Annotated in this window: 17 protein-coding genes and 1 tRNA gene; 3 read left to right on the top strand and 15 right to left on the bottom strand. The window is 70.4% G+C overall.

The genetic code is table 11. The features are described 5' to 3' along the window. Positions 1–1,037 precede the first annotated feature (1,037 nt). Entirely contained in the window at positions 1,038–2,093 is a 1,056-nt protein-coding gene (locus tag ACIQ6Y_RS11965) for a LacI family DNA-binding transcriptional regulator (RefSeq protein WP_404036087.1), read from the top strand. Positions 2,094–2,210: 117 nt separating this feature from the next. Here ACIQ6Y_RS11965 and ACIQ6Y_RS11960 read toward each other — a convergent pair. The 4 genes from ACIQ6Y_RS11960 to ACIQ6Y_RS11945 all read right to left on the bottom strand — a co-directional run bounded on the left by ACIQ6Y_RS11960 (position 2,211) and on the right by ACIQ6Y_RS11945 (position 5,004). Beyond that, positions 2,211–2,283 (bottom strand) — tRNA-His (locus tag ACIQ6Y_RS11960). Positions 2,284–2,387: 104 nt separating this feature from the next. Continuing rightward, entirely contained in the window at positions 2,388–2,990 is a 603-nt protein-coding gene (gene orn / locus ACIQ6Y_RS11955; RefSeq protein ID WP_404036084.1) for an oligoribonuclease, read from the bottom strand. 130 nt (positions 2,991–3,120) lie between these two features. Continuing rightward, positions 3,121–4,338 carry a helix-turn-helix domain-containing protein gene (locus ACIQ6Y_RS11950; RefSeq protein ID WP_404036081.1) on the bottom strand — a complete coding sequence of 406 codons (1,218 nt, stop codon included), beginning with the start codon at positions 4,336–4,338 and terminating at the stop codon, positions 3,121–3,123. Positions 4,339–4,713: 375 nt separating this feature from the next. Next, positions 4,714–5,004 (bottom strand): hypothetical protein, encoded by a 291-nt coding sequence (locus ACIQ6Y_RS11945; protein WP_404036078.1) that lies wholly within the window; start codon positions 5,002–5,004, stop codon positions 4,714–4,716. Positions 5,005–5,343: 339 nt separating this feature from the next. Here ACIQ6Y_RS11945 and ACIQ6Y_RS11940 point away from each other — a divergent pair, with 339 nt between their 5' ends. Both ACIQ6Y_RS11940 and ACIQ6Y_RS11935 read left to right on the top strand, forming a co-directional pair. After that, a complete protein-coding gene (locus ACIQ6Y_RS11940) occupies positions 5,344–5,871 on the top strand; it encodes a universal stress protein (RefSeq protein ID WP_404036076.1) in 528 nt (175 codons plus the stop codon). Positions 5,872–6,021: 150 nt separating this feature from the next. Further along, positions 6,022–6,579: a GPR1/FUN34/YaaH family transporter gene (locus ACIQ6Y_RS11935; RefSeq protein ID WP_404036073.1), complete on the top strand. Its 558-nt coding sequence runs from the start codon at positions 6,022–6,024 to the stop codon at positions 6,577–6,579. 155 nt (positions 6,580–6,734) lie between these two features. Here ACIQ6Y_RS11935 and glmS read toward each other — a convergent pair whose 3' ends face one another. The 11 genes from glmS to ACIQ6Y_RS11880 all read right to left on the bottom strand — a co-directional run bounded on the left by glmS (position 6,735) and on the right by ACIQ6Y_RS11880 (position 20,327). After that, positions 6,735–8,552, bottom strand: coding sequence for a glutamine--fructose-6-phosphate transaminase (isomerizing) (glmS, locus tag ACIQ6Y_RS11930; protein ID WP_404036071.1), 1,818 nt, complete (start codon positions 8,550–8,552; stop codon positions 6,735–6,737). A 12-nt stretch (positions 8,553–8,564) separates the two neighbouring features. Next, positions 8,565–8,822 (bottom strand): hypothetical protein, encoded by a 258-nt coding sequence (locus ACIQ6Y_RS11925; RefSeq protein WP_399641824.1) that lies wholly within the window; start codon positions 8,820–8,822, stop codon positions 8,565–8,567. A 177-nt stretch (positions 8,823–8,999) separates the two neighbouring features. Beyond that, positions 9,000–10,769: an IucA/IucC family protein gene (locus ACIQ6Y_RS11920; RefSeq protein WP_404036068.1), complete on the bottom strand. Its 1,770-nt coding sequence runs from the start codon at positions 10,767–10,769 to the stop codon at positions 9,000–9,002. Then, positions 10,766–11,302 carry a GNAT family N-acetyltransferase gene (locus tag ACIQ6Y_RS11915; RefSeq protein WP_404036065.1) on the bottom strand — a complete coding sequence of 179 codons (537 nt, stop codon included), beginning with the start codon at positions 11,300–11,302 and terminating at the stop codon, positions 10,766–10,768. The genes ACIQ6Y_RS11920 and ACIQ6Y_RS11915 overlap by 4 nt, the downstream gene beginning before the upstream one ends. Then, positions 11,299–12,573, bottom strand: coding sequence for a lysine N(6)-hydroxylase/L-ornithine N(5)-oxygenase family protein (locus ACIQ6Y_RS11910; RefSeq protein WP_404036062.1), 1,275 nt, complete (start codon positions 12,571–12,573; stop codon positions 11,299–11,301). Before ACIQ6Y_RS11910 ends, ACIQ6Y_RS11915 begins: the two co-directional genes overlap by 4 nt. After that, complete coding sequence (gene desA / locus ACIQ6Y_RS11905; protein ID WP_404036059.1) at positions 12,557–13,999, bottom strand: lysine decarboxylase DesA; 1,443 nt, start codon at positions 13,997–13,999, stop codon at positions 12,557–12,559. Before desA ends, ACIQ6Y_RS11910 begins: the two co-directional genes overlap by 17 nt. Positions 14,000–14,176: 177 nt before the next feature. Then, on the bottom strand, positions 14,177–15,037 hold the full coding sequence (locus tag ACIQ6Y_RS11900) for a siderophore-interacting protein (protein WP_404036056.1): 861 nt from the start codon (positions 15,035–15,037) through the stop codon (positions 14,177–14,179). A 98-nt stretch (positions 15,038–15,135) separates the two neighbouring features. Further along, the gene (locus tag ACIQ6Y_RS11895; protein ID WP_404036053.1) at positions 15,136–16,182 is read right to left on the bottom strand and encodes an ABC transporter substrate-binding protein; all 1,047 of its coding nucleotides are present in this window, start codon (positions 16,180–16,182) and stop codon (positions 15,136–15,138) included. Positions 16,183–16,302: 120 nt separating this feature from the next. Further along, positions 16,303–17,463, bottom strand: a complete 1,161-nt coding sequence (locus ACIQ6Y_RS11890) for an acyl-CoA dehydrogenase family protein (protein ID WP_404036050.1) — start codon at positions 17,461–17,463, stop codon at positions 16,303–16,305. Between the two features lie 6 nt (positions 17,464–17,469). Next, complete coding sequence (locus ACIQ6Y_RS11885) at positions 17,470–18,414, bottom strand: hydroxymethylglutaryl-CoA lyase (RefSeq protein WP_404036048.1); 945 nt, start codon at positions 18,412–18,414, stop codon at positions 17,470–17,472. Further along, positions 18,414–20,327 (bottom strand): biotin carboxylase N-terminal domain-containing protein, encoded by a 1,914-nt coding sequence (locus tag ACIQ6Y_RS11880; RefSeq protein ID WP_404036046.1) that lies wholly within the window; start codon positions 20,325–20,327, stop codon positions 18,414–18,416. Before ACIQ6Y_RS11880 ends, ACIQ6Y_RS11885 begins: the two co-directional genes overlap by 1 nt. Positions 20,328–20,329: the final 2 nt, after the last annotated feature.

Genomic DNA, 20,329 nt, shown 5'->3' with positions numbered 1-20,329 from the left:
TTGTGACGTGCTGCGGCTCGGGCGGGGAACGTGCGGGATGTGTATGACCCAGGTAGCGTGGGAGCGCTCCCATCAGTGATGTGTTGAAGGTTCGTCGCTGCGGGCGAGGGTGTCAAGGGAGTCGGCGGGGTCAGATGCGTTCGGTTATCGGGCTGTTAACTGGAACAGGCTCGGCGCGTGAAGCCGGACCGGAAGGGCGTACGACACGGTGACAGCACGACCGGAATCCACACACCCCTGCGCATGGAACCCGCCCACCGCCCGGAACGGAACCCATCTGCACACCACGCTGCCGCTGGGCGAAACGGGAACGCGCTCGGCTGCTCCGAAGCCTCGCGCTCGGCCGACGGGGGAGCCCCGTGCCCGGCGAGACCGGAACGCCCCGGCGGGCCGGCCGGGAACCCTGTGCCCGGCGAGACCGGAACGCCCACGCCCGTACGCCGGGGAGCCCGTGCTCGGCCGACCCGAACCCCGTGCTCGGCCGACCCGAACCCCGTGCTCGTACGGTGGGAAGGCCCGCGCCCGGCGAGCCGGAGGGCCCGTGCTCGTACGACAGGAACCTTGCGCGCGTGCGACCGGAACGCCCCTGCGCGTACATCGGGCAAGCCCGCGCCCTGCGAGACCGGAAGGCCTGTACGCGTACGACCGGAAACCCCGTGCCTGTACGACGGAAAGCCCCGTGCCCCGCGAGACCGGAAGGCCTGTGCTCGTACGGCCCGAAGCGCCGGGCCCGTTACGGTCCGAAGCCCCGGGCCCGTTACGGTCCGAAGCCCCGGGCCCGTTACGGTCCGAAGCCCGTCCGCGTGCGCCCAGGCCGATCCTGTGCGCAAGGCCCGAACCCCCTCCGGGTGCGACCCGAAGGGCGCCCGCCGGGCGGCGACGGCGGTCCGGCCGGGGCAGGGCGGTGGGGGAAACGGGGAGCTTCGGGGAGGGGGTCGGACGGTCCGCGGAGCCCGGGCGTGGAATCCGGGACGATGGTCGTGTCCTGCGGGACTGTTAGATTCCAGGCCGATGTGTTGTGACGGGAGGGCGGACCCATGGCAAGCCACGGAGCACGAGGCCGCAGTGGCGGCAGGCCGACCCTCGAAGAGGTCGCCGCGCGGGCCGGAGTGGGCCGGGGCACGGTTTCACGGGTGATCAACGGCTCGCCCCGGGTGAGTGACGCGACGCGCGCGGCCGTCGAGGCGGCGGTCGCGGAGCTGGGTTATGTGCCGAACACGGCGGCGCGGGCCCTCGCGGCCAACCGCACCGACGCGATCGCGCTGGTGGTGCCCGAGCCGGAGACCCGCTTCTTCGCCGAGCCCTACTTCTCGGGCATGCTCAAGGGCGTCGGCGCGGAGCTGTCCGACACGCAGATGCAGTTGCTGCTGATCTTCGCGGGCAGCGACCGGGAGCGGCAGCGGCTCGCGCAGTATCTGGCAGCGCACCGCGTGGACGGCGTCCTGCTGGTGTCGGTGCACGCCGACGACCCGCTGCCTGACCTGCTGTCCCAGCTGGAGATCCCCGCGGTGATCAGCGGTCCGCGGTCCGTGGACGAGACGCTGCCCTCGGTCGACTCCGACAACTACGGCGGCGCCCGCTCGGCGGTCGAGCACCTGCTCTCCCGCGGCCGGCGCCGGATCGCGCACATCACCGGCCGGCTGGACGTCTACGGCGCCCAGCGGCGTATCGACGGCTACCGGGACGCGCTGAGCGACGCGGGCCACGAGCCGGACGAAGGGCTGATCGAGGCGGGCGACTTCACCGAGGAGAGCGGGACACGGGCCATGGCGGCGCTGCTGGAGCGCCGCCCGGACCTGGACGCCGTCTTCGCCGCCTCCGACGTGACCGCGGCGGGCGCCCGGCAGACGCTGCGCGCGGCCGGCCTGCGGATACCCGAGGACGTGGCGCTCGTCGGCTACGACGACTCCGCGATCGCCCGCCACATGGAGCCGCCGCTGACCAGTGTGCGCCAGCCCATCGAGGAGATGGGCCGCAGGATGATCGACCTGCTCCTCAGTGAGATCGCCGACCGCCGTCCCGCGGTGTCGCGGGGGCTGGAGCGCCGGCAACTGGTCCTGCCGACGAAACTGGTGCCGCGGGCGTCGTCCTGAGGTGTGCGGCGGCCTGCGTCTCTCTCGGGAGGGGGCGTAGGCCGACGGCCCACCGGGGGCGCCGGAAAACGCATCAGGCGGTGACCTTCTCGCGAAGGTCACCGCCTGATCACACAGGGTGAGTGACGGGACTCGAACCCGCGGCATCCTGGACCACAACCAGGTGCTCTACCAGCTGAGCTACACCCACCATGACCGGTGTTCGAGGAGTGTTTTCCCCGACCGGCCGAGAAGAAGTCTACAGGGTCCGAAGGGGTGCTCGCGCACAGGTTTTCGCGCGGCCCCCGGGGACGGCTACTGAGCGGGCAGGACGTGCTTGGCGGCGATGGCCTTCGCGGTGTCGGAGTCCGGGCCGGGCTGCGGCACGAAGACGGCCTCGCGGTAGTACCGCAGTTCGGCGATCGACTCGCGGATGTCGGCGAGGGCGCGGTGGTTGCCGTTCTTCTCGGGGCTGTTGAAGTAGGCCCGCGGGTACCAGCGCCGGGCGAGCTCCTTGACGGAGGAGACGTCGACGATCCGGTAGTGGAGGTAGTCCTCCAGCGTGGGCATGTCCCGCAGCAGGAAGCCGCGGTCCGTGCCCACCGAGTTGCCGCACAGCGGGGCCTTGCCGGGCTCCTTCACGTGCTCGCGTACGTACGCCAGGACCTGCTCCTCGGCGTCCTGGAGCGTCGTGCCGCTCGGCAGCTCCGCGAGCAGGCCGGACGCGGTGTGCATCTGGCGCACCACCTCCGGCATCGTCTCCAGGGCGGAGTCCGGCGGACGGATGACGATGTCCACGCCCTCGCCGAGCACGTTCAGCTCGGAGTCGGTGACGAGGGCGGCCACCTCGATGAGCGCGTCGTCGGACAGCGAGAGGCCGGTCATCTCGCAGTCGATCCACACCATGCGGTCGTTCATGTGTCTCACCTTACGGGCCGTGGTGTGGGGCTGAGGAGCTGCGGGCGCCTACTGAGTGGGAGCTGTGAAAAGAGAAGCACCTTCCCCGCGCGGTCCCGGAAAGGACGGCGCGGGGAAGGTGGGGTTCCCGTCAGGTGCCCGTGCGGGGACCCGGGAGGCTGGCCAGCGGGACCGCTCCCGCGGTGGCCGTGCGGCGGGTCTGGAGCGGGACCGGGTTGTCCGGGTGGAGCACCTGCGGGGGTCCCGGCGGCGGGGGCAGCTGGGCGGACGGGCCGGTCGGGGCGGTGGCGGCGCTCGGTGCGCCCTCACCGCTGTCCGGGCGTTCGCTCTGCGGCCTGCGTGCGCGGTACGCCGCCCGGTACGCGGCCGGCGACGAGCCGAGCTGCCGCCGGAAGTGTCCGCGCAGCGCGACGGGGGAGCGGAAGCCGCAGCGTCCCGCCACCTCGTCCACGGAGTAGTCGGACGTCTCCAGCAGCCGCTGGGCCTGCAGGACCCGCTGCGTGATCAGCCACTGCAGCGGTGCCGAGCCGGTCAGCGACCGGAAGCGGCGGTCGAACGTACGACGGCTCATGTACGCGCGCGCGGCCAGGGTCTCCACGTCGAACTGCTCGTGGAGGTGTTCCAGCGCCCAGGCGACGACCTCGGCGAGCGGGTCGGCGCCGATCTCCTCCGGTAAAGACCGGTCGAGGTAGCGCTCCTGACCGCCCGACCTGCGCGGTGGCACCACCAGCCGGCGGGCCAGCGCGCCCGCCGCCTCGTTGCCGTGGTCCGTCCGCACGATGTGGAGACAGAGATCGATCCCGGCCGCCGTACCGGCCGACGTCAGCACATCGCCGTCGTCGACGAACAGCTCACGCGGATCGACATGCACCGACGGATAGCGCTTGGCCAGCGTCGGCGCGTACATCCAGTGGGTGGTCGCGGGCCGGCCGTCGAGCAGTCCGGCGGCCGCGAGCACGAACGCTCCGGTGCACAGTCCTACGATCCGGGCTCCCTCTTCGTGGGCTCGGCGCAGAGCGTCGAGCGCCTCCGCCGGCGGCGGGGAGGTGATCGACCGCCAGGCCGGCACGACGACCGTGCCCGCCCGCGAGATCGCCTCCAGGCCGTGCGGCGCGGTGAGTTCCAGGCCCCCAGTGGTCCGCAGCGGGCCTTCCTCGCCGGCGCACACCAGCAGCCGGTAGCGCGGTACGCCGGCGTCCTGGCGGTCGATCCCGAACACCGACAGCGGAATGGAACTCTCGAAGATGGGCCCGCCGCTGAACAGCAGCACCGCGACGATCTCCTTGCGGCGTCGCCCGGTCAGTTTCCGGGCCGCGGCGTCCGCGGTGGCAGTGGAGTCGTGGCTCATACTGCTAAGCCCCCCTCGGTGGTCGCGGCTCCTCGGTTGTGTCGCTCCTGCACGTTTCCCCTCGGTCCTGCACGAGTCCCCCGCCGTAAGACAAGATCGAATCTACTGCGTCACGCCGTGCCTCGGTGACCAGTCTCTGCACCCGGCACATTGTCGACATGGCAACTTGGCGTAAAGCATTCGATCACGAAGGGTTGCACTCGCGAGCCGCAGAGGGAAGTGCGCCTCCTCGCAGTGGCCAATCCGCGTAGGGTGCGCGGGTCGCCGGAGACCCTTTCCGTGCAGGTCGAACGGGGGTTGGGGGGTGTTCGGGAGGGGGGTTCGGCGGCTTTGGGAAGTTGGCTGAAAACAGGTGGGCCGGGGCGCCAAAACCGGTCAGTCAACCGGTGAATTCTCGCCCGCGTGACGGCCTCCGCGCGACCCCGCCCGCGCCGCGCAGCGCTCGGAGCGGCGCAGCAGCACCCGGCACACGGCGGTGACCGCCGCAAGCCCGAGCGCGCTGCCCGCGGCGCCCCCGAGCGAGGTGCCGTACCCGACCAGCACCACCGGGACGAGGACGCAGCTGAAGGCCGCCCAGCGGACCACGTCGCCGGCCGACTCCGGTGCGGCGGCGCCGTGCGCGGGCCATCCTTCGGGCGGGCGCGGGGAGGTGCGGGGTGCGGGCATGGCGTGCTCCCTGGGGCGGAGGTTCACCGTGATCAACGCCCGTTCGACTGGTCGGTCACTGTCGACGGCGCCGTACCGGCACGGTGAGCGTGTTCCCGGTGTGCCGGGGGAAATTTACTTGAATCCTGATCGGATCGCCTGTACAGGGCAGCAACCATTGCGTTCCGGGCGCCCCCTCGTGCATGCTCCGGGGAACCCCCGTGCAGTTGCGCGGGATCTGGGCTAAGGAGGCGTGCCGCCGTACCCTTGGGGGTATGGGGTTGGGAAGATGATTCCCGGACACAGCTCCGCCGCACACTGTCGTCCCACCCAATTAAGGATCACGACCCCGAGACAGCCATGGCCGGTCACGAATTCTTCGAACACGCGGACCGCAAGCGGCCCGTCGCCGACCCCACGGCGGCCGAGCCCCTGGCGGCGGAAGAGCCACGCCATCCGTGCGACCCCGCTTTCAAGCACGGGGTGGTCGTCGGCTTCGACGGCTCGACCTCCAGCGAGCGTGCCCTCGCGTACGCCATCGGCATGGCCCGCCGCTCCGGATCGGGCCTGATCATCGTCCATGTCGCCAACCGGCTGCCGACCACCGTGTGGGCGGGCTGCGAGCCGCCCGTCTTCGTGGACGTGCCGGACCACCGCACCGAGGTGCTCGGCCTGGAGCTCGCCTGCGCGGACTACCTCGCCGAGGTGCCGTGGATCCTCGTCGAGCGCGGCGGTGACATCTGCCACGAGCTCGAAGAGGTGGGGCGCGAGTACGAGGCCGACGCGATCGTCGTCGGCTCCACCCATGGCATCGTGGGGCGTATTTTCGGCTCCGTGGCCGGGCGGCTCGCCAAGCGCGCCAAGCGCCCCGTCGTCGTCATCCCGTAACTCGCCCTCGCCCCAGGTGAGATGCGGGCTCGGCGTCTCCAACTCCCTTTGTGCAGTGCGCGAATCTACTCGCGCGTAGAGGTGTTTGTGCCCTTGTGAAGGGCATATACCGGTCACCGCACAACTGCACATGCATGAAGGGAGCCCGCCGTGGACAACGACGTCTCTGCGGGAGGCACCACCACGATCGCCGGCCGACTCGCCCTGGGGATCACCCTGTTGGCCTTCGGGCTGGGGTACACGGACGTGATCGACGGCGTGACGGCGGCCGACGCCGTATCCATCGCCCACTACATCGGCGGCGTCGCGCTGTTCGTCGCCGGTCTGTTCGCCTTCCGGGACCGTGACGCGGGGACCGGTACGGCATTCTCGGTCCTCGGTGCGATGTGGTTCACCTGGGCCGTGACCGACGCGGGTTCCGCGAACGCGGCGGGGCTGTTCTATCTGCTGTTCGCGCTCGTGGTGCTGTCGCTGGCCGCGGCGGGCGGGGACCAGCTGGCCCGGGGGACGTACGGGCTGTTCCTCGTCGGGCTGGTTCTGATGGCGGTCGCCGCGTTCGCCGACAGCGGGTCGTTGACCAAGGCCGGTGGGTGGTTCGCCGTGGCCGCCGGTGCCGTTGCCTGGTATGCCGCGACTGCGGCTCTCGCGCACTGGCCGACTGTGCTTCCGAAGCGCGCTGCCGGTCGGGGGGTGACGGCCGCCGGCTGATCGCAGCGCGGGGGCGCGGGCGCTGAGCCTGAGCCCCCTATGGAGACGGCCCCCCACGTATCGGTGGCGTACGTGGGGGGCCGTTCTGTTGTCTTGCCTGTATCGGAGCGTCGTGGCTTGTCGCGCAGTTCCCCGCGCCCCTGAAAAACGGGCCTCTACTCCACGGTTACCGACTTCGCCAGGTTCCTCGGCTTGTCGATGTCCCGGCCCAGGGCCAGGGCCGTGTGGTAGGCGAGGAGCTGGAGGGGGATGCCCATGAGGATGGGGTCGAGCTCGTCCTCGTTCTTGGGGACGAGGATGGTCTCGTCGGCCTTCTCCTGGGGCTGGTGGGCGACGGCCATGATCTTGCCGCTGCGGGCCTTGATCTCCTCCATGGCGGCGCGGTTCTTCTCCAGCAGGTCGTCGTCGGGGACGATCGCGACCGTGGGGAGGGCCGGCTCGATGAGGGCGAGGGGGCCGTGCTTGAGCTCGGAGGCGGGGTAGGCCTCGGCGTGGATGTACGAGACCTCCTTGAGCTTGAGGGAGGCCTCGCGGGCGACCGGGTAGCCCCGGACGCGGCCGATGAAGAGCATCGAGCGGGCGTCGGCGTAACTCTTGGCCAGCTTCTCGATCTCCGCCTCCTGCTCCATGATCTCGGCGATCTGGGCGGGCAGCTTGCGCAGGCCCTCGATGATGCGCTTGCCGTCACGGACGGACAGGTCGCGGGTGCGGCCGAGGTGCAGGGCGAGCAGGGCGAAGGAGACGCAGGTGTTGGTGAAGCACTTGGTCGACACCACGCAGACCTCGGGGCCGGCGTGCACATAGATGCCGCCGTCGGCCTCGCGGGCGATCGCCGAGCCGACGACGTTGACGATGCCGAGGACCCGGGCGCCCTTGCGCTTCAGCTCCTGGACGGCCGCGAGGACGTCGTAGGTCTCACCGGACTGGGAGACGGCGATGTAGAGGGTGTCGGGGTCCACGACCGCGTTGCGGTAGCGGAACTCGGAGGCCGGCTCGGCGTCGGCGGGGATGCGGGCCAGCTCCTCGATCATCTGGGCGCCGATCATGCCCGCGTGGTACGAGGTGCCGCAGCCGAGGATCTTCACGCGGCGGATGCGGCGGGCCTCCCGGGCGTCCAGGTTGAGGCCGCCGAGGTGCACGGTGGAGAAGCGGTCGTCGATACGGCCGCGCAGGACGCGGTCGACCGCCTCGGCCTGCTCGTGGATCTCCTTGTGCATGTACGTGTCGTGGCCGCCCATGTCGTAGGAGGCGGCCTCCCACTCCACGGTGGTGGGCTCGGCGGTGGTGCGCGTGCCCTCGGTGGTGTAGGTGCGGAAGTCGTCGGCCTTCAGCGTGGCCATCTCGCCGTCGTCCAGGGTGACGATCTGGCGGGTGTGGGCGACCAGGGCGGCGATGTCCGAGGCGACGAACATCTCCTTCTCGCCGATGCCGAGGACGACCGGCGAGCCGTTGCGGGCGACGACGATGCGGTCCGGGAAGTCGGCGTGCATCACGGCGATGCCGTAGGTGCCCTCGATGAGGCGGAGGGTCTCGCGGACCTTGTCCTCGAGCTTCTCGGCGCCCGAGCGGGCGATGAGGTGGACCAGGACCTCGGTGTCGGTCTCGGAGAGGAACTCGACGCCGTCCGCCTCCAGCTTGCGGCGCAGGTCGGAGGCGTTGTCGATGATGCCGTTGTGGACGACGGCGACCTTGAGGTCGGCGTCCATGTGCGGGTGGGCGTTCACGTCGGACGGGGCGCCGTGGGTGGCCCAGCGGGTGTGGGCGATACCGGTCGTGCCCTTGAAGCGCGCCGGGACCTTGGCCTCCAGGTCGCGCACCCGGCCCTTGGCCTTGACCATCTTCAGGGCCGGCGTCTTCGGGGAGGAGACGACGACGCCCGCCGAGTCGTAGCCGCGGTACTCCAGGCGCTGCAGGCCCTCCAGCAGCAGGGGAGCGACATCACGCTTGCCGATGTATCCGACGATTCCGCACATACAGACGTATTCCTAGCCGTAGACGATCCGGCGCAACTGCCGGAGCGAGAGCTCCGGCGGTGCCACCGCCCGGTATTTGAGGTCCGCCTCGATCCGTTCGAAGATCTCCGCGTTCAGCAGGCCCTGGGCCTGCAGCTCGCGGTGGCGGCGACGGACGAACTCGGTGGTCGTCTCGTCGAAGTAGGCGAGCACGTCCTGGATCACCCGCAGCGCCTCGCCCCGGTTCAGGGGTGTCGACCGCGTCAGATGATCAACCAGTTCGTCGTGCACCCGTAGATCCTGGAGGAGTCGAAAACGTTACGCAACAATCCTGCCCGATTTCGGGCAGGCGAGCACGGTGGATGGGTCTCTTTGTCGCATTCGTTTGAGGATCGCCTGTTTCGCCGGGCCGGTCGGCGGGCGCCGCGGAGGACCGTACTCCGGGGCGCCCGCTCGTTCTCGGGGACGTCAGAACCCGGCGATCGGGTTCCGCAGGGTGCCGACCAGCTGGAGCGCGGCCGAGGGGTCCGCCAGGTCCACCATCTGCTTGTTGTTGCGCAGCTGGAGGCGGTTGAGGCAGGACAGGGTGAACTCGGGGGCGAACATGTCGTACTGGCGGAACTTGTCGGCCAGCTCGGGTGTCGCCTCCTGGTAGTCGCGGGTGACTTCGGCGACCGTGCGCCAGAAGTCGCCTTCCTCCAGGACCCCTTCGGCGGCGAGGTTCGCGGCGAGGAAGCGGAAGAAGCAGTCGAAGACGTCCGTGAAGACGGACAGCAGCTTCTGGTCCTCGGGGACCTCGACGCGGATACGGGCGACCTCGGGCGGCAGCACCGCGTCCGGGTCCATGACGACGATCTCCTCGGCGATGTCCTTGTAGATCGCGCGCTGCACGGCCCCGTCCTTCAGGACGAGGATCGTGTTCTCGCCGTGCGGCATGTACGCCAGGTCGTAGGCGTACAAGCTGTGCAGCAGCGGGACGTAGTACGCCCGCAGATAGCGGCGCAGCCACTCGACCGGGGCGAGGCCGGAGCGCTCGATCAGCGCGGCGGCGAAGCCGCGGCCCTCGTGGTCGACGTGCAGCAGCGAGGCCATCGTGGCGAGGGACTCGCCGTCCTGGAGGGAGCCGACCGGGCTCTCCCGCCAGAGCGCGGCGAGCATCTTGCGGTACGGCGAGTAGCGGTCGGTCGCCTGCTCGTACTCCAGGTGCCGGTAGCCGACGGCGGCCCGCTCGCGGATGATCGACAGGCCCGTCGACTTCAGCACCGGGTCGCCCTCGATCAGCTGGGCCAGCCAGTCGTTGATCGCCGGGGTGGCCTCCATGTAGGCGGCCGAAAGACCGCGCATGAAGCCCATGTTGATCACAGACAGGGCTGTCTTGACGTAGTGCTTCTCCGGCTGCGAGCTGTTGAAGAAGGTCCGGATGGACTGCTGGGCCAGGTACTCGTCCTCGCCCTCGCCCAGGCACACCAGGTGCCGGCGGGCGACCTCGGCGGCGAAGGTGACGGTGAGCTTGTTCCACCACTGCCAGGGGTGGACGGGGATGAGGAGGTAGTCGGCCGGGTCCAGGCCCTGGTCGGTCAGCTGCCGCTCGAACCGCTCGACGGCTCCCTCGCCCAGCTCCTGCCGTACGAACGTCTCGTACTCGATGCCGACGCCGGCCGTGAACGCGGCCCGCGAGCGGTGGGCGGCCAGCCACACCAGGCGGACCGGGCTCGCGGTCTCGGGGGCGTACGACAGGTACTCGTGGACGCCGAAGCCGAGGCGGCCGTTGTTGGCGACGAAGCAGGGGTGGCCCTCGGTCATCCCCGTCTCGATGGCCTGGAAGCCGCTGTCGATCAGCTCGGCGACCGGGATCTGCGGCTTGGTGAGCTTGAAGCAGGTGCCGGAGAGGGTGGAGGAGATCTCCTCCAGGTACACCGGGAGGATCTCCGCGCTCAGGCCGAGGGCGTCCTTGAACTCGACGAAGAAGTCCAGTGCGGCCAGCGGGAGTTCGGCTCCGTCGCGGTGGCGGGATATGGAGTCGGCGTCGACCTGCCAGTGGTCCAGGGCACGGCGTACGGCGGTGAAGCGGTAGGAGGTGAGGCCGTCGTCGCTGCGCACGACGTACGACTCGCCTTCCGGCTCGGGCGTGAGCAGCCGCTCGTGCGCGAACTCGGCGAGCGCCTTGCGGATCAGTTGGCGGTTGGCCTGCTCCCAGCGCTCGGGGGTGAGGTGGGCGACGGCGTCGGCGAGGGTCATGCCGCCACCGCCTTCTCGAACTGCTCACGGGTGCAGAAGCTGAGCAGGGCCTTCTTCTCCGGCTTCTGGATCTCGCGCTCGGGCACGAAACCGACGGCCGCGTTCAGCGCGTGCACCGCCTTGTTGCCGATGTCGGGCTCCACGACGACCCGCCGGACGGCCGGGTCCTCGAAGAGGTGGGCCATCACCGCGGTGATCACGGCCTTGGTGAAGCCGTGCACGGGCGTGTCCGTCGGCGGGGTCAGGAAGTGCATGCCGATGTCCCCGGGCTGCGGCTCGTACAGCCCGACCAGCTCCCGCCGGGCCGGGTCGTAGTGCTCCATCAGGAACGCGGGCATGCCGTCCGTCAGGCCGAGCAGCGCGTGGTGGTGCTCGTCGGCCGCGATCTCCATGTAGGCCCGCTCGACGTCCTCCAGTCTGGCGTCCTGCATCATCCAGAACGCGGCCTTGGGGTGGGTGACCCAGGCGTGCAGGAGCTCGGCGTCCTTCAGCGGGTCGAGGGGTCGGAACGTGAAGGTCATGGTGGTGCTCATACTGCGAACTCCTGGAAGGCGATCGACTTCTCGACCGGGTAGTACTCGGAGCCGAGCAGCTCCCTGATGATGCAGCTGTTGCGGTACGCGCCCATGCCCAGGTCGGGGCTGGTGATGCTGTGGGCGTGGACGCCGGCGTTCTGCAGGAAGACACCGCGGCCGGTGACGTCGATGGCGTAGTTGCGGGCCACGTCGAAGTTGCCGTGGGAGTCACGCACCAGCCGGTCGTGGATCGGGGTGAGGAACTCGGGCTCGGCGTAGGCGTAGCCGGTGGCCAGCACCAGGCCCTCGCTCTGGAGCTCGTACTCCTTCTCCTGCTCCTCCTGGCGGAAGGAGAGGGTGTACGTGCCGTTCTCGTACCGTGCGCTGTTCAGCGAGGAGTTGGTGAGCAGGCGGGTGGGGACCGGGCCGCGGAGGTTCTTCTGGTAGAGCAGGTCGAAGATCTCGTTGATCAGGTCGCCGTCGATGCCCTTGAACAGGCCCTTCTGCTGCTGGGTGAGGCGGTAGCGGGTCGCCTCGGGCAGCGCGCGGAAGTAGTCGATGTACTCCGGCGAGGTCATCTCCAGCGTGAGCTTGGTGTACTCCAGCGGGAAGAAGCGCGGGGAGCGGGTGACCCAGTTCAGCCGGTAGCCGTGGACGTCGATCTCGGCGAGCAGGTCGTAGTAGATCTCGGCGGCGGACTGCCCGGAGCCGACGATCGTGATCGACTCCTTCTTCTGCAGCTCCGCCTTGTTCTGCATGTAGCGGGAGTTGTGGAAGAAGTCCCCGTCCAGGCCGCGGACGGCCTCCGGGAGGTGCGGGGAGGTGCCGGTGCCGAGCACGAGGCGGCGGCCCCGGTAGGTCGTGCCGCCCGCCGTCCGTACGACGTACACCTCGTCCTCGTACGTCACCTCGGTGACGGTCGTGCTGAAGCGGACGTTGCTCAGCTTGTTCGCGGCCCAGCGGCAGTAGTCGTCGTACTCGACGCGCAGCGGGTAGAAGTTCTCGCGGATGTAGAACGAGTAGAGCCGGCCCTTCTCCTTCAGGTAGTTCAGGAAGGAGTACGGCGAGGTCGGGTCGGCCAGGGTGACCAGGTCCGACATGAACGGCGTCTGGAGGTGGGCGCCGTCCAGGAACATGCCGGCGTGCCACTCGAAGTCCGGCTTCGACTCCAGGAAGACGCCGTCGAGTGCGTCGACCGGTTCGGTCAAGCAGGCCAGGCCGAGGTTGAAGGGGCCGAGCCCGATGCCCACGAAGTCGTACGTGCGGCTGGGTTCAGGAAGCGCGGTCAAGGGATTCTCCCAGGTACTGCTCGGCGTGGCCGGCGATCAGGTCGAGGACGGCGGCGATGTCGGACGCCTGTGTCTCGGGGTTGAGCAGGGTGAACTTCAGGTAGTGGCGGCCGGCGACCTTGGTGCCCGCGACGATCGCGTCGCCGGAGGCGAACAGGGCCTTGCGGGCGTAGAGGTTGGCGCGGTCGATCTCGGCCGGGTCGGTGACGGCGGCGGGGATGTAGCGGAAGACCAGGGTGGACAGCGAGGGCTCGACGACCACGTCGTAGCGCGGGTCGCCGGCCAGCAGCTGCCAGCCCTCCTCCGCCAGGTCGCACACCTCGTCGAAGAGCTGCCCGATGCCGTCGGCGCCCATCACGCGCAGGGTCATCCACAGCTTGAGCGCGTCGAAGCGGCGGGTGGTCTGGAGGGACTTGTCCACCTGGTTGGGGATGCGCTCCTGCGCGGCGCGGCGCGGGTTGAGGTAGTCCGCGTGGTACGTGGCGTGGCGCAGGGTGGCCGCGTCGCGGACCAGGATCGCGGAGGAACTCACCGGCTGGAAGAAGGACTTGTGGTAGTCGACGGTGACCGAGTCGGCGCGCTCGATGCCGTCGAGCAGGGCGCGGCGCTTGAGGGAGGCCAGCAGGCCGCAGCCGTAGGCGGCGTCGACGTGCATCCAGGTGCCGAACTGCTCGCACAGCTCGGCGATCTCGGGCAGCGGGTCGATGGAGCCGAAGTCGGTGGTGCCGGCGGTGGCGACGACGGCCATGGGGACCAGGCCGGCGTCCCGGCAGCGCTGGAGCTCGCGGGCGAGGGCGACCGTCTGCATCCGCTTGTCGTGGTCGACGGGGACGGTGACGACGGCGTCCGGGCCGAGGCCGAGCAGTTTCGCGGACTTCTTCACGCTGAAGTGGCTGACCTCGGAGGCGAAGACGCGCAGTGTGCCGAGGTCCTCGGTCTTGGCCTCCTCCCTCGCCAGCAGCAGCGCCTGGAGGTTGGACTGCGAGCCGCCGGAGGTGAACACGCCGTCGGCGGCGGGGCCGAGGCCGATGCGCTCGGCGGTCCAGTCGATCAGCCTGCGCTCGATGAGGGTGCCGCCGGCCGACTGGTCCCAGGTGTCGAGGGAGGAGTTGACGGCGGACAGGACGGCCTCGCCGAGCACGGCCGGGATGACGACCGGGCAGTTGAGATGGGCGAGGTAGCGGGGGTGGTGGAAGTAGACCGCGTCCCGGAGGTAGACGTCCTCCAGCTCGTCGAGGACGGCGGCGGTGTCGTGCAGGGGCCGGTCCAGGTCGATCCGCTCGATGCGGGGGGCGAGGGCGTCGACGGCCACGCCGGTGAACGGGCGGTCGGTGGTGGCGAGTTTGGCCGCCACCCGCTCGACTCCTTCGGTCACGGAGCGGCGGTAGTGCTCCGCGGTCGTGTCATTGAGCAGGTGCGAGCGCATGCGGGGGGCCTCCGGGTGGGGATGGACCGTGAGGAAGTCCGAGAGGACATAAAGGAAGAGGGGCGGAGCCCCGGGCTTCGAACTTAGGTTAGCCTAACCTAAGTTGAATCCGCGACACTCCACCCCTCAAGTGACGGCCGTCACGCCGGCGCGAACCGCCGGTCGTCACACGGCAGTTCAGTCCTCGGGCTGCTCGCGCAACTGTTCTTCGCTCAGCCCACGCCGCCAGTACCCGACGAACGTGACCTGCCGCCGATCGACGCCGCGCTCACCGACGAAGTGCCGCCGCATCTCCTTCATGCAGCCGGACTCGCCCGCGAGCCACACGTACGGCTGCTCGGCGGGCGGCAGTTCGGCTTCCTTGATCGCGCCGAGGGCCATGGGGGACCCCTCGGCGCGGCTCTCGTCGCGCACCAGCCAGGTCACCTCGGCATCGGCTGCCGTCTCGATGTCCTGGATGTCCCCGGCGTCCGCGACCTCGACCCAGGCACGCACCGGCATCCCGGCCGGCAGCGTCTCCAGGCCGGCCAGCAGGGCGGGCAGTGCGGTCTCGTCGGCCCACATCAGCACGAGGTCGGTCCCCTCGGGCGGCCGGAACCTGATCGCCCGGTTGTCGGCGACAGCGGGCCCGATCAGCACGACCTTGTCGCCGGCTTTCGCCCTGGCGGCCCACCGCGAGGCGGGCCCGGCCGGGGCGGCGGCATCCGGCTCCACGCCGTGCAGCACGAAGTCGATGTCGATCTCGTCCGGCTCGCGCCGGAGGCTGCGCAGCGTGTACGACCGCATCACCGCCCGCACGTCGTCGGGCTGTTCACGCCAGGCCTGGTACCAGTTCTCGCCCGCTTCGACCGGTACGCCGGGTTCGGTCCGCCCCTCGGCCGGGATGAACAGCGACAGCGACTGGTCGGCCCCGTCGGAGTGGAAGTGGGTCAGATCCTCACCGCTGAAGGTGACGCGGACGAAATTCGGTCCGAGGGACCGTGCCCGCACGACCTGGAGGGAGAAGAACCGAAAGGCAAGGGTGTCGGGCGTACTCATGAAGGCTCCTGGGGTGATGTGCCCTTTTCAGGGGCGCGGGGAACTGCGCGACCGGCCACAGGCGGCGCGCAGCTCCCCACGGCGAGAAGCGACCAGGCTCAGGCGACCTTCTTGGCCTTCTCCAGCGCCTCGGCAAGGTCCTCCACCAGCGCCACACACTTGTCGTACGACAGAATCGGCTCGGGCGAACGCGCGATGACCTGCCCGGCCTTCACCGCAGGCAGCTTCTTCCAGGTGCCCTCGGTGATGTCGGCGGGCTGAATCGTCGAGGACCGGTCGTCCATCATGATGATGTCGGCCCCGTACTTGTCGACGTTCTCCCAGCTGAGCGACTCGTACCAACCGCCCCCGACCGCCTTCGCCTTCTCCGACGGCTCGACGAAGTTCACGCCGAGCGCCTTGAAGTACTCCAGGTCGAGGGACAAGTTGGAGCCGGAGACGTAGAACAGGTCCTGGCTGGCGGACCCGGCCATCACCTTGATGTTCGGCTTGGCCTTGGCGGCGGCCCGCAGTCGCGCCGAGGCGTCCTCGAACCGCTTCTTCGCGTCGGCCACCTTCGCGGAGGCGACATCCGCACCGAGGGACTTGGCGAGCTCCAGCATCCGCGCGAGGGAGACGTCGAGCTTGCGGTCGTAGGCGGAGATGGCCACGCTCGGGGCGAGCTGGGCGATCTTGTCCTTGGACTCCTCGGGGACGTACCAGAGGGTGCCCGCGGAGTCGAAGGTGGTGGTGATGAGGACCTCGGGGGCGAGGGCCGCGTACTGCTCGACGTTGAACTGGCCCCAGACGTTGCCGAGGACCTTCACCTTGGTGATGTCCATGTCGCCGGCCTGGACGTCGGGCTTGCCGTCCTGCGTCTTGGTCGGGCCGAAGACGCCCTTGACCGGGATGCCGTAGTCGAAGAGGGCGGCGGCGACACCGGTGAACGCGACGATGTTCGCCGGCACCTTGTCCAGCTTCACGGTCGTGCCGCGGTCGTCCTTGAACGTCCAGGGGCCCGACGCCTTGCCGGTGGCCTTGGTGTCCGAACCACCGCTTTTCGCGTCGTCGTCACCGCAGGCCGCGAGAACGGCACCGAGGCCGAGGACGCCACCGGCGGCGAGGATGCCGCGGCGGGTGAGGTGGGTGGCACGGGCATGGGACATGGCTGGCTGCTTTCGAACAGGGCGGAGGGCCCGCCGGACGATTCGAAAGGTAGGTTAGCCTAACCTCAGATCTTGTCCAGGGGCGGACCCTCCCGCAGCCGGACCCGTTGCCGGGACGGCTCAGCCGGTGAGCCCCAACTCCCGTGCGATCAGCATGCGCTGGACCTCGCTCGTGCCCTCGCCGATCTCCAGGATCTTGGAGTCGCGCCACATGCGGGCGACCGGGTACTCGTTCATGAAGCCGTAGCCGCCGTGGATCTGGGTGGCGTCACGGGCGTTGTCGACGGCGACCGTCGAGGAGTGGAGCTTGGCGAGGGCGGCCTCCTTCTTGAAGGGGGCGCCGGAGACCAGGCGGGCGGCCGCGTCGCGCCAGGCGAGGCGGGCGGTGTGGGCCTTCATCTCCATGTCGGCGATCTTGAACTGGATGGCCTGGTTGGCGCCGATCGGGCGGCCGAAGGCGTGACGTTCCTTCGCGTACTTCACCGACTCGTCCACGCAGCCCTGCGCCAGCCCCGTCGCCAGCGCCGCGATGGCGATCCGACCCTCGTCGAGGATGCGCAGGAACTGGGCGTAGCCGCGGCCCTCCTCGCCGAGCAGGTTCGCCGCGGGGACACGGACGTCGACGAACGACAGCTCCCGCGTGTCCGAGGCGTTCCAGCCGACCTTCGAGTACGGCGCCGCGACCGTGAAGCCCGGGGTGCCCGAGGGCACGATGATCGCGGAGATCCGCGGCCTGCCGTCCGGCTTGCGGCCGGTGACCGCGGTGACCGTCACCAGGCCGGTGATGTCGGTGCCGGAGTTGGTGATGAAGCACTTGGTGCCGTTGATCACCCATTCGTTCGTGTCCGGGTCGAGACGGGCCGTCGTGCGGGTCGCCCCGGCGTCCGATCCGCCGTCCGGCTCGGTGAGCCCGAACGCGCCCAGCATCTCGCCCGAGCACAGCCGCGGCAGCCATTCGCGCTTCTGCTCGTCCGTGCCGAACAGATGGATCGGCATCGCGCCCAGCGAGACCCCCGCCTCCAGCGTGATCGCGACGGACGAGTCGACCCTGGCCAGCTCCTCCAACGCCACGCCGAGGGCGAGATAGTCGCCGCCCATGCCGCCGTACTCCTCGTCGAACGGCAGCCCGAACAGGCCCATCCGGCCCATCTCGCGCACGATCTCGTACGGGAACTCGTGCCGCTCGTAGTAGTCACCGATCTTCGGTGCGACCACGTCGTGCGCGAACTCCTCCACCGTGCGGCGCAGTTCTTCCAGTTCGGGGGTGAGACGGTAGTCCATGGTGTGTCACTGCTCCTGGTGGGAGAGGGCTCGTACGGTGCGGGAAGGGCTGGGTCGGCCCAACTGGCCGGCCATCCACGCGCTGGTGGCGACGAGACGGCCGAGGTCTACGCCGGTGTCGATGCCGAGGCCCCGCAGCATCCACACCAGGTCTTCGGTGGCGAGGTTCCCGGTGGCGGACTTGGCGTACGGGCAGCCGCCCAGCCCGCCCGCGGAGGCGTCGACCGTGGTGACGCCGTGCCGGAGGGCGGCGTAGGTGTTGGCGAGCGCCTGCCCGTAGGTGTCGTGGAAGTGGACGCCGATCCGGTCCGTGCCGACCCCCGCCGCGTTCAGCGCGGTCAGCAGCGCGGTGACCTGGCCCGGGGTCGCCACGCCGATCGTGTCGCCGAGGCTCAGCTCGTCGCAGCCCATGTCCATCAGTGCCTTGCACACCCGCACGACCTGGTCCGCCGGGACCGGGCCCTCCCACGGGTCGCCGAAGCACATGGAGAGGTAGCCGCGCACATGGCCCTGTTCGGCCTTCGCCCGCGCCACCACCGGCTCGAACATGGCCAGGGCCTCGTCGACCGTGCGGTTGAGGTTGGCCTTGGCGAACGACTCCGTGGCACTGGCGAACACGGCCACCCGCCGGGCGCCGAGGGCCAGCGCCCGCTCCAGGCCCCGGTCGTTGGGCACGAGGACCGGCAGCTCCACGCCTTCCAGGTCGCGTACGAGCGGGAACAGCTGCTCGGCGTCCGCGAGCTGGGGCACCCACTTGGGGTGGACGAAGCTCGTCGCCTCGATCGTCGTCAGGCCCGCGTCGGCCAGCCGGCGCACGAACTCCGCCTTGACCTCGGTCGGCACGGTCGCCTTCTCGTTCTGCAGGCCGTCGCGCGCGCCGACCTCGTGGATGCGCACCCGCGCGGGCAGACCCGGCGCCGGGACCACCATGGGAAGCTGCGGCTGCGTCATCACTCCGCCTCCTCGTGCGGCGCGATGACCGCGAGAACCTGGTCCATGGCGACCGTGGTGCCGGGCGTGACGTCCAGTCCGGTGACCGTGCCGGCGTGCGGGGCGGAGATGACGTGCTCCATCTTCATCGCCTCCACCACCAGCAGGCTCTGACCGGCCGTCACCTCGTCGCCGACGGCGACCTTCACGACCGTGACCGTGCCGGGCATGGGCGCGGTCAGCGAGTCGCTGCCCGCGTGGGCGGCCCGGTCCAGGGACGCGGCGACCGGGTCGTGGTCGCGTACGTGCCAGGCGTCGCCGTCGCGGCCGATCCAGTCCGCGGCGCGGTGGAAGGTGTGCCGGACGCCGTCCAGGGTCACGGAGACGGAGTCGTCCGTGACCGTGTGCGTGCCCCGCGGGGAGTACTCCACCGGCTCGGTCACCCGCAGCGGGAACGCGGCCGGCTTCGGCTCGCCGCCGAGGCGCCACCCGCTCGGCACCGAGAACGGGTCGGTCCAGCCCTCGCCGGCGGGCCGCAGCGCGTCCAGCCGTACGGCCGCCGCCGCCTCGTACACCTCCTCGGGTACGTCGGTGACCACCAGGTCGTCGACCGCCCGCTCCACCAGGCCGGTGTCCAGCTCGCCCGAGACCACGTCCGGGTGGGCCAGCAGCCTGCGCAGGAACCCGGCGTTGGTCTGCACGCCCAGCGTGACCGTCTCCGCGAGGGCCGCCCGCAGCTTGCGCAGGGCCGTCTCGCGGTCGGGGCCGTACGCGATCACCTTGGACAGCATCGGGTCGTACAGGCTGCCGACCTCCGTGCCCTCGGTGAGCCCGGAGTCGGTGCGCACGCCGTCGCCCTGCGGTTCGCGCAGCCGCAGCACCCGGCCGCCGGAGGGCAGGAACCCGCGCGCGGGGTCCTCGGCGCAGACACGGGCCTCGATGGCGTGCCCGGTGAGGCGGATGTCGTCCTGGCCGAAGGCCAGTGGCTCACCGGCCGCCACCCGCAGCTGCCACTCCACCAGGTCCAGGCCCGTGACCAGCTCGGTGACCGGGTGCTCCACCTGGAGGCGGGTGTTCATCTCCATGAAGTAGTACGCGGACGGGTCACCGCCGGGCACGATGAACTCCACCGTGCCCGCGCCGCGGTAGCCGCAGGAGCGGGCCGCCTGCACGGCCGCCTCGCCCATGGCCGCGCGGGTCTCCTCGTCGAGGAGCACGCTCGGCGCCTCCTCGATGATCTTCTGGTGGCGGCGCTGCAACGAGCACTCGCGCTCGCCCAGGTGCACCACATTCCCGTGGCCGTCGGCCAGGACCTGGATCTCGATGTGCCGGGGCCGGTCGATCCACCGCTCCACGAGCAGGGTGTCGTCGCCGAAGGAGGCGCGGGCCTCGCGGCGGGCCGCCGCGATCTCGTCCTCCAGCAGGCTCAGGTCGCGCACCAGGCGCATGCCCTTGCCGCCGCCGCCCGCGCTGGGCTTGAGCAGCACGGGCGCGCCCAGTTCCCGGGCGGCCTCGGCGAGTTCGGGGTCGCGGCCACCGGGCACCACGGGCACCCCGGCCGCCTTCACGGTCTCCTTGGCGCGGATCTTGTCGCCCATCAGGGCGATGGCGTCCGCGGGCGGCCCGATGAACACGAGCCCCGCCTCGGCGCAGGCGCGCGCGAAGCCCGCGTTCTCCGCGAGGAAGCCGTAGCCGGGGTGCACGGCCTGGGCACCGGTACGGGCGGCGGCCTCAAGGAGCCGCTCGACGGACAGATAGCTCTCGGCGGCCGGCGCCGGACCGATCCGTACGGCGGTGTCGGCCTCCCTCACATGCCGCGCGTCGGCGTCGGCGTCGGAGAAGACGGCCACCGAGCGCACGCCCAGTGCCCGCAGCGTGCGGATGACACGGACGGCGATCTCGCCGCGGTTGGCGACAAGCACGGTGTCAAACATGG

This window comes from Streptomyces sp. NPDC096205, from assembly GCF_044763135.1.
Classification (GTDB): domain Bacteria; phylum Actinomycetota; class Actinomycetes; order Streptomycetales; family Streptomycetaceae; genus Streptomyces.
This window is presented reverse-complemented; position numbering and strand designations above follow the sequence as displayed.